The sequence below is a fragment of the Methanoculleus sp. UBA291 genome (assembly GCF_002499755.1).
In the GTDB taxonomy this organism is placed as follows: domain Archaea; phylum Halobacteriota; class Methanomicrobia; order Methanomicrobiales; family Methanoculleaceae; genus Methanoculleus; species Methanoculleus palmolei.
The window spans coordinates 1,662-8,670 of the sequence record NZ_DANC01000058.1; the positions used below are offsets into that span (position 1 = coordinate 1,662).

A 7,009-nucleotide genomic window follows, 5' to 3' on the forward strand; every position below is an offset into this window, starting at 1 on the left:
GAGTACGACGGTGCGTATTACCTCACTCGCGTTCTGCTCCACTAAGACCGGGTCGGGAGGTGTAATCAAAATGGCAGAAGATGTTAAAACGGAATCCAGAAACCGGCTCAAAACGGCAGGAATCATCGTCGCCTGCGGCCTTGCCGGCATCGTCGCCGTCGCGCTCGGGTTCATGCTCGCCGACGCCGTCATCCTCTACGCTCACGAGAACTCGGGCGGGCAGCCGATGCTCTACGTCATGTAGAGGGCAGAGCCGGGGGAGAGCGCGGTCGTCTCCTTGACCGAGAAGGACTTCGAAGAACATCCCGCGCTCGATGCGGTGATCCGGGGCGGGGAGCGGAACCCTTCGGCGCGGGAGTGGGGCGATCGGAGCCGGCGCGTCGTCGGGGGCGCTCAGGTCTCGTACGCGGCAGGGCGCTTCGCGACACCTACGGTACGAAGGCGCATACTACGTGGTGCTGACGACGTGGCCTCCGGGCGGGGAGATCCGGTGAGGGCGGCGTCGCGATAACCCCGTGTCCGGATCTATCCTTACCCGGAACCATACTTGCCTGGAAAGGTTACACGGGCGCTTTTGGGGTGAGAAACCTCTTGGTCCACGCCCCTTAGTCCTCGTTGCCGAGTGCCTCCATCAGGCGTTTCCTCAGGGCCCCGACGGTTCTCTCGTTCATCGCGTTGACGATCGCCGCGCACTTTACCAGGAACCGCGGAGCGGCCCGGATTAGTTCCTCACAGAAGGGGTCCGGGACCTCTCGCGAGATGTAGTACTGTGCGTCGACTCTTGCTCCTCTCGCTCTCTCGACGAGCGTCATCTCTGCAGGAGTGAAATAATTGGAGAGAAGCCGTTCCATAAGCAGGATAGTGCAGGAATGGTTCTCACACCGTATCCCCCAAGCCGCGTGAGGACGGCGTAGAGGGAGAAGTACATCGCATAGTACGCGGTCGTTATCTTCCAGTCACGGGCAGTGATTGTCTGCATCGTCTCAAGGGCTTCTTCGGCTTTCTTCAGGTATGCAGATGCCAGGGTTTCGTTTGGAGCGGTAAGGGAGATCCCGTTCTTGATCCGGCCGCACCACACAAGTTGATCCATTATCCTACCGCCTGCTCAACGAAGTGTTCGGTGCCTTTGATCAGCACATGGTTCCGGAGCACTTCCTGGAGAAAGGGATCTGTGTGGAGGCTACGGTCAAAGATCTCCGGAGGGTAGACGGTGAGGTGAATCGGGAGGCCGTAAGTCTTTCCGATCTTCTCGACCTCGTCCCTCCGGCATTCTCCGGCGACGAAGAGGTCGAGGTCGGACTCTTCGTCCGCGGTCCCCTCTGCGTGGCTCCCGAAGACCGCACAACTCCCGTTGATGTGGGGGGCGATCCGGTCGAGGACCCCGGCGACGAAGGGTTCCTCCTCCCCAAAACAGATTCTCCGGTAGATCTCTGCAAGAGTGCAGAAGTCCCGCGCGTGGCTGCCCCGCTGCAGGGAGAACAACCGCGTCCTGCCCCGGGTGATGGAGCGGAGGACCTGTTTCTCCTCAAGGTATTCAAGGGCTGTCTGGGCCGATCCACGGCTGATAGGAAGATTCCTGCAGACCTCCCGGATGTAGATCTCCTGGTTGTAGCCCCGGGTGAAGAGGAAGAGGACCCTGAGGTGGTCCTCCCGAATGTCCAATTTTTTAGACATATGTCCAGAATTTTGGACGGTCCACGGCATCAGGGTTTCGGTCGGCGAGCGGCCGCCGGGATCGTTCCTGCCTCTGTCATCCGGCGCTGCCCACGTTTTCAGCCTATTGCGGTCGTTTGAGGGGTGGATCTCCACCTGTAAGGCCCGATGTGCAGATGCCTGTCACGTGAACTACCCCGCTCCTTTTGGGCGTGGCTTCCTGCTTCATCGACCGTGCCCTTTCGGGTCTTACTCGATCTCCACAGGCGTTGAATGTTCTGTTCGGGCAGTTTCTGCCTTACAGCAGACTGTGTATTCCGGTTGCTTGGTTCTCGCAACGCAGACGCCTTCCAATACGAGATATGAGAAGAAAATGTATCGTCTCGAACCAAATGGGAAGGGTGGCTCCGCTTCACGGAAGATGCTCTGCATCTTCCTGTCAGGAAACTTCCTGTGGAAGTTTCCGTGTCATCCCCACTGAAGGGTGGGTCTTCTCGCTCCGCTCTCTTCACCCCCGCAAGATAAAAGGTATCTGGGAGAACCGGGGGCGGGGCCGAACTTCATCCACGTCGTGTTGAAACCGGGGAACGCGGCGGTCCCGAACATCCCGCTCGCCCCGGGGGAGATCCTGGAACGGTTTGTGCGGGCGCTTTTGGGGTGACCCTCGGGAAAACTTTCCTTTCTCCGGATCGCGCGACCTTTCAGGCACTCTCCGGACGGCTGCACCTCTCTCGATACAGGCCGATGTTTTTTCCCCGGTGACGGTTCTGTCCCATTGGTTTCGGGAACACTTCCCGGACATGTAAAGAAAATGGACAGAATTTATAAATAGACCTACGCCCAGGTCATTGTGTGGGCGCGAGGGTACGTTCGCAAACGTTCGTGGGGTCCCTCCATCCCTGCTTGACGGCTGGATGATAGAGCCCCGCAAGCCCAAAGGCTAATGAGATGTACGCATTCCAGGTACTTAAAACGTGTGCCTCTCCTGCCTCCGGGGACTGAAAATGGAGTTGGAACACATGAAAAGAAAAAAGTCGACGGAGGGAGATAAGGCATGAATGTTATCGGTATCGGCAGGGGACGGTTGATCTGCATTGCCCTGCTGCTCTTCATCCTCGCCGGTAGCGGCATGGCACATGCATCCGCTCAGCCGGATGAAGACGTGCGGATCGATTCGACGGATGACGGATTTTCGGTAGCGGATACGGAAAACGCCCGGCAAACGGCGCTTGAAACACCTGGGATAGGGGATACCGCGGCGTATCACGGGTCTAAAAGCGCATTCAGCGTATTTTATGATCCTGTTCTTCTGGGAGTTGCTCTGGGAGCCGTGATCGTGCTCTCGGCGGGGTACTATCTCATCCGAACGTATCGCAGGAGGAATGCGCCGTAATTCGGCGAGATTCGCGGTTTTTTCTTTGGATGACGAACTGAGATACTTACTGGGGTTTCGGTCTGGGATGAGGACCGGTTTACGGTAACGGTTTCATAAGAGGTGGATGGAGCATGCGGCAAAAGGTATCGATGGACGCAATCGTAACGGGACTGTTTGCCGTGATGCTCTTCCTCTTACTCTTCTACGACCCGCTCAGGAGGTTGCATCCGGCGCTCGATCCTCTCTTCATGCTCTTTGGTCGGGCTATCGGTCTCATTTTCCTGACGCTCCTTGTATTCTGCATCGTCGGCCTGATACTTCTCGTCATCCGGCGCCTGTATGGCTTTTGCCGTGGTGGATGGCGGCGATCTTCCGGCTAGAATCCAGTCGGGATACCGTCCTGGGTGCGAACGCCGGAGATTCACGACGGGATGTAGAGCGTCGTGACAGAAGATATCATATACGCCCGAACGTTCAGTTCATTGTAATCCCTCCCGGGGGAACGGGGCCGGGAATCGGTCTTTAGGCGATTGTCGGGTGCCTCCCGGCGATTCTTGTCCCGGGTCCGACGGCGGTGTCCGGGATGTGCATGACAGATGCAGGGAAAGGGGTGGGTCCACCGCAATCCCCGTGAAAAATGGTATTGGCAGGAGTTTATGAGGTACGTGCAGTATTCAGGCGGAACATTTCCGTCTTTTGCAGCATGCATCCACACGACTGAGGAATTCATCTGCGAAGGGCTGCATCCCCGACCCGGCGTATTCCGACACGCACCGATGAACGGCGGCATCCAGCACCGCCACATCGTCGTTGCCGATGTACCCGGCAAGGGCTTCGGCGGCCTCATCGCCGATCTCCCTGCAGCAGGTCGAGAAGGCAGCCGCATATCCGCTGCCTATATTGCTGACGGACAATTCAGGTCTGAGTACCGGCTCTTTTACAGTAAAGAGTGATGAATAGTCACCCCTGCCAGGGCAGCAGGGGATCCTGCCGACGGATGCAGGGGAGACCGAGGAGGGGTCGCGGATGTAGCCGATCCAGACACCGGCAGTGTGGGAGCCGTAGGTACAGGCAATGCCGATGCCGGCGAGCGTCTGGACCTTCTCCGGGCGGTTGTCCGCGGCCGCGGCCTCACGCACCCACTCCCGCAGGCTCAGGAGTTCTTCGGAGTCCCTGCCAGTGACGGAAGATTCCAGAACGGACAGGTACTTCCGGAACAGCGGTGGTAGCGACATGGTAATCTACGGGTCTCAGATCATCCGGTAGAACGGGTGATTTTCTTCCTGAATCTCCCCACCGAGTTCTTTGCATGCTTCACCGAGCACGATGTCGCAGAATGCGGCGGTGGTTGCCATCGGCTCCATGCTCTCGATCGGGCCGTACATGATGAGATCGGCCCCGAGGGTCATGGCAATGATATTGCAGCCGATATCGGGAGACGACCACGCGGCCTGCCGGATGCCGTCGATTCCCCCGAAGTAGTGGTGGAACATCTGCTCGGCGAGGGCTTCTTTGCCTTCGTATATCTGAGCCAACCCGTTCTTCCGCCAGCGCTTCAGCCAGGTCCAGGAGACGGTCATGTTGTGGTAGGCGCCGCCGCACGGAAGCCCGTGAATTGCCTTGCAGGCGAGGATATGCCGGAACGACCCGGCGGAGCCGAGCCCCAGCGGTGTTGCGGCGGTATCCAGGATCGGGCGGGTGATGCCGCAATCTTCCGCAATCTGCTTCATGCTCTTCTCCTGGCCGGCAACCCCGCCTTCGTTGAGCACCTTCTCTTTTCCTACGACCGTTCCGTCTCCCGGATTGAAGGCGAGCACGATGGCCGAGTTCACATTGCTGTTTTTGAGGGTCTCGATATTTTCGGGAGTGATCGACCCGTTGATCGAGTTGTAGATGGCGCGATCCGAGAGACCGACTTCATCGACGAATTTCGTGGCATGGGCGAGAGCGGCGGGGTCCGACGAATCCATCAGGAACGGAGTCCTGTTGTCGATGCTGTCGAACCACTGGAAGTAGTTCTCGAACGCCTCTCCGTGCTCCGAGATGATCTGGCAGAAAAAGGGGTTTCCAGTGAGATCGTAGAGCTCCTGGGTCCTGTTCCAGAGCGCTTCTGCTTTTTCCTTATCGATCTTCCCTGTGTGCTCGTCAAGGACGATCTCCTGTTTGTTGTAGAAGATGGATGCACCCAGCACCCGGGGGTGTTCTCCTGGCTGACCACCGATCTTTATACCGTTAAAATTCAGTACTGTCTGTTCTTTATCAAATCTAAACACAGTTCTCACGTCCTTTTCGTGACGTTGACAGCACAAATAAAGTAGATTTTCGTTAAAGAAAACTATTTTGTGCTATAAAAAAGTGGTGCTTCCGGCCATAAATATTTGTTGAAAGTGCGGGAGGTCGGGAGCGCGAGGAATGATACTTATTCGCGCTGATGAATCGGACGGTATCCTCTGCATATCTGCAATTATTAATTTTCTTTGAGAGGATACCGGGGATGTACTCCCGGGAGAATGAACAGGTGCGCGCCGTACAATACGCTGGAGCAACGGCACATGCCCGGGGAGATAGTCTCCGTCTTTTCGGACGTAACGGCTGCGTATTCGCTTTAATAACGCCCGTGCGACGACCCGGGGGCGGGTTATCCGGGCGGCCTGGCGGCGTCCCCGGATGTGGGTCCCATCGGAGTTTCTTTCTCCTGGAAAGAATCGGGTCCGCCGATTTTCTGGAACAGTCGCCGGAGATGCCGGGAAACGTGACAGAATTTATCATAACCCGGTGCTTCACATCATCTTATGAATGCTCAACGTAGCGTCCGGCGAAGTTCGTGGAGTCCTCTGATTTTTTTCCAGCGGCTTAACGAAAAGCCGCTGCAGTACGATCTTCGATTCTTTTTTGCGGTAGTTGTTGTCACAGCCGTCGTGTTCAATGCTATTACCCCTCTTTGCGGGGTCGTATCCGCCGGATGAATTCGAGATTGGATTACACCGGCTCGGGGTTCTGGTGTCGGGAATTCTCATCGGTTTACTGCAGGGTCTGATCTGCGGGGCGGTCGCCCTCCTGGGGATCAGCCTCATTGAGCATTTTTCCTGCTTTTCGTTGATGTACATCGGGGATTTGAAAAAAACAATGAAATCGGCGATCTATGCCCTGGCTCCCTTCGTCCTGTTTTTCTGGGCGGTTGTGATTGTACAGATCCCGTTTATGGACCTGCTGCTTCTCCTCGGTTTCGGTCTGGCGACCTATTTCGGCGTACGGATATTTCATGAGATGTCAAGGGATCGGGCCGCATTCCTCTCCCTTGCAACGAGCGTGGTTTTTGCGATCCTTTTCCATAGATGGGTCTTCGATTTTGGGTCGCTACTGTGATCTCTCCTTTTTTTGGCGGGATGTTCCCCTGTGGATGGTTGTTTCTTCAATGAATATTCGGATGGTCCGGACCCGCGGCTCCTGACCGGAGCGGTCTATGCCGCGGCGCTGATGATCGGCCGACGTCTAGCGATCCGTTCCGAGGCGGGCCACCCTGCGCCCGGACGCTGGAGGCGTCTCGATCCCCGACCCCCCGCTCCCGTCCGTCACCAGCATCGCCTCGATGCGGTTCACCTTCTTCTCCATTTCTTCGACGTGCTCGACCATTGCCTGTATCTTCTGTGCTTCTTCCTCTTTTCCGTGCGTTTGCTGTCCCAGAAGCGTATCGAGATACTTCTCGCTCCATCTCTTCGCTCTGTTTACGAAATAGCAGACGGTGAGATAACCATACGCAAGGATGAAGACAGGGAGCAATGCCGGCCAGATCGAACGTGCGACAACGGGGTTCGCCAGGGATACGAGGATGCTCATGACCAGCCACACCGTGATCGCGACTGCCGTCCAGGCGATCCAGTCCCCTTTCCGATTTAACTGTTCCTCCGTACCGTCTGCCGGGTCAATCGGCGTTCTGCGGCGCACCGTACTTCAGCCGGGTGATCTTTCTCTTCGGGGATA

General features: G+C 56.9%; 12 protein-coding genes. 5 read left to right on the top strand and 7 right to left on the bottom strand.

The features are described 5' to 3' along the window. Positions 1-70 precede the first annotated feature (70 nt). A complete protein-coding gene (locus tag BP737_RS13555) occupies positions 71-244 on the top strand; it encodes a hypothetical protein (protein ID WP_292410323.1) in 174 nt (57 codons plus the stop codon). Positions 245-277: 33 nt separating this feature from the next. Beyond that, the gene (locus BP737_RS13560; RefSeq protein WP_292410324.1) at positions 278-511 is read left to right on the top strand and encodes a hypothetical protein; all 234 of its coding nucleotides are present in this window, start codon (positions 278-280) and stop codon (positions 509-511) included. A gap of 94 nt (positions 512-605) precedes the next feature. On the opposite strand, the gene BP737_RS13565 is transcribed toward BP737_RS13560, so the two are convergent. The 3 genes from BP737_RS13565 to BP737_RS13575 are packed head-to-tail and all read right to left on the bottom strand — an operon-like array spanning position 606 to position 1,674. Then, the gene (locus BP737_RS13565; RefSeq protein ID WP_292410325.1) at positions 606-812 is read right to left on the bottom strand and encodes a hypothetical protein; all 207 of its coding nucleotides are present in this window, start codon (positions 810-812) and stop codon (positions 606-608) included. Further along, positions 809-1,090 (bottom strand): hypothetical protein, encoded by a 282-nt coding sequence (locus BP737_RS13570; protein WP_292410327.1) that lies wholly within the window; start codon positions 1,088-1,090, stop codon positions 809-811. Before BP737_RS13570 ends, BP737_RS13565 begins: the two co-directional genes overlap by 4 nt. Continuing rightward, positions 1,090-1,674 (bottom strand): nucleotidyltransferase domain-containing protein, encoded by a 585-nt coding sequence (locus tag BP737_RS13575; protein WP_292410329.1) that lies wholly within the window; start codon positions 1,672-1,674, stop codon positions 1,090-1,092. The genes BP737_RS13570 and BP737_RS13575 overlap by 1 nt, the downstream gene beginning before the upstream one ends. A 1,033-nt stretch (positions 1,675-2,707) precedes the next feature. Here BP737_RS13575 and BP737_RS13580 point away from each other — a divergent pair. Both BP737_RS13580 and BP737_RS13585 read left to right on the top strand, forming a co-directional pair. Further along, a complete protein-coding gene (locus BP737_RS13580) occupies positions 2,708-3,046 on the top strand; it encodes a hypothetical protein (protein ID WP_292410331.1) in 339 nt (112 codons plus the stop codon). A gap of 113 nt (positions 3,047-3,159) precedes the next feature. Further along, positions 3,160-3,408 carry a hypothetical protein gene (locus BP737_RS13585; RefSeq protein WP_292410333.1) on the top strand — a complete coding sequence of 83 codons (249 nt, stop codon included), beginning with the start codon at positions 3,160-3,162 and terminating at the stop codon, positions 3,406-3,408. A gap of 294 nt (positions 3,409-3,702) precedes the next feature. Here BP737_RS13585 and BP737_RS13590 read toward each other — a convergent pair whose 3' ends face one another. From BP737_RS13590 to BP737_RS13600, 3 genes are all read right to left on the bottom strand, one after another. Then, positions 3,703-4,263 (bottom strand): hypothetical protein, encoded by a 561-nt coding sequence (locus BP737_RS13590; protein WP_292410334.1) that lies wholly within the window; start codon positions 4,261-4,263, stop codon positions 3,703-3,705. A 15-nt stretch (positions 4,264-4,278) separates the two neighbouring features. After that, the gene (gene mtrH / locus BP737_RS13595) at positions 4,279-5,301 is read right to left on the bottom strand and encodes a tetrahydromethanopterin S-methyltransferase subunit H (protein WP_292410336.1); all 1,023 of its coding nucleotides are present in this window, start codon (positions 5,299-5,301) and stop codon (positions 4,279-4,281) included. A gap of 507 nt (positions 5,302-5,808) precedes the next feature. Beyond that, on the bottom strand, positions 5,809-6,135 hold the full coding sequence (locus tag BP737_RS13600) for a hypothetical protein (protein ID WP_292410337.1): 327 nt from the start codon (positions 6,133-6,135) through the stop codon (positions 5,809-5,811). 19 nt (positions 6,136-6,154) lie between these two features. On the opposite strand from BP737_RS13600, the gene BP737_RS13605 reads away from it, so the two are divergent. Beyond that, entirely contained in the window at positions 6,155-6,394 is a 240-nt protein-coding gene (locus BP737_RS13605) for a hypothetical protein (protein ID WP_292410339.1), read from the top strand. Between the two features lie 126 nt (positions 6,395-6,520). Here BP737_RS13605 and BP737_RS13610 read toward each other — a convergent pair whose 3' ends face one another. Next, positions 6,521-6,973, bottom strand: coding sequence for a hypothetical protein (locus tag BP737_RS13610; protein WP_292410341.1), 453 nt, complete (start codon positions 6,971-6,973; stop codon positions 6,521-6,523). Positions 6,974-7,009: the final 36 nt, after the last annotated feature.

What these genes read in the sequence shown, in the direction of transcription:
- BP737_RS13590 (WP_292410334.1), bottom strand. Translation starts at nt 4,263, where the DNA reads ATGTCGCTACCACCGCTGTTCCGGAAGTACCTGTCCGTTCTGGAATCT.
- BP737_RS13570 (WP_292410327.1), bottom strand. Translation starts at nt 1,090, where the DNA reads ATGGATCAACTTGTGTGGTGCGGCCGGATCAAGAACGGGATCTCCCTT.
- BP737_RS13575 (WP_292410329.1), bottom strand. Translation starts at nt 1,674, where the DNA reads ATGTCTAAAAAATTGGACATTCGGGAGGACCACCTCAGGGTCCTCTTC.
- BP737_RS13580 (WP_292410331.1), top strand. Translation starts at nt 2,708, where the DNA reads ATGAATGTTATCGGTATCGGCAGGGGACGGTTGATCTGCATTGCCCTG.
- BP737_RS13555 (WP_292410323.1), top strand. Translation starts at nt 71, where the DNA reads ATGGCAGAAGATGTTAAAACGGAATCCAGAAACCGGCTCAAAACGGCA.
- BP737_RS13600 (WP_292410337.1), bottom strand. Translation starts at nt 6,135, where the DNA reads ATGTACATCAACGAAAAGCAGGAAAAATGCTCAATGAGGCTGATCCCC.
- BP737_RS13605 (WP_292410339.1), top strand. Translation starts at nt 6,155, where the DNA reads ATGAAATCGGCGATCTATGCCCTGGCTCCCTTCGTCCTGTTTTTCTGG.
- BP737_RS13565 (WP_292410325.1), bottom strand. Translation starts at nt 812, where the DNA reads ATGACGCTCGTCGAGAGAGCGAGAGGAGCAAGAGTCGACGCACAGTAC.
- BP737_RS13585 (WP_292410333.1), top strand. Translation starts at nt 3,160, where the DNA reads ATGCGGCAAAAGGTATCGATGGACGCAATCGTAACGGGACTGTTTGCC.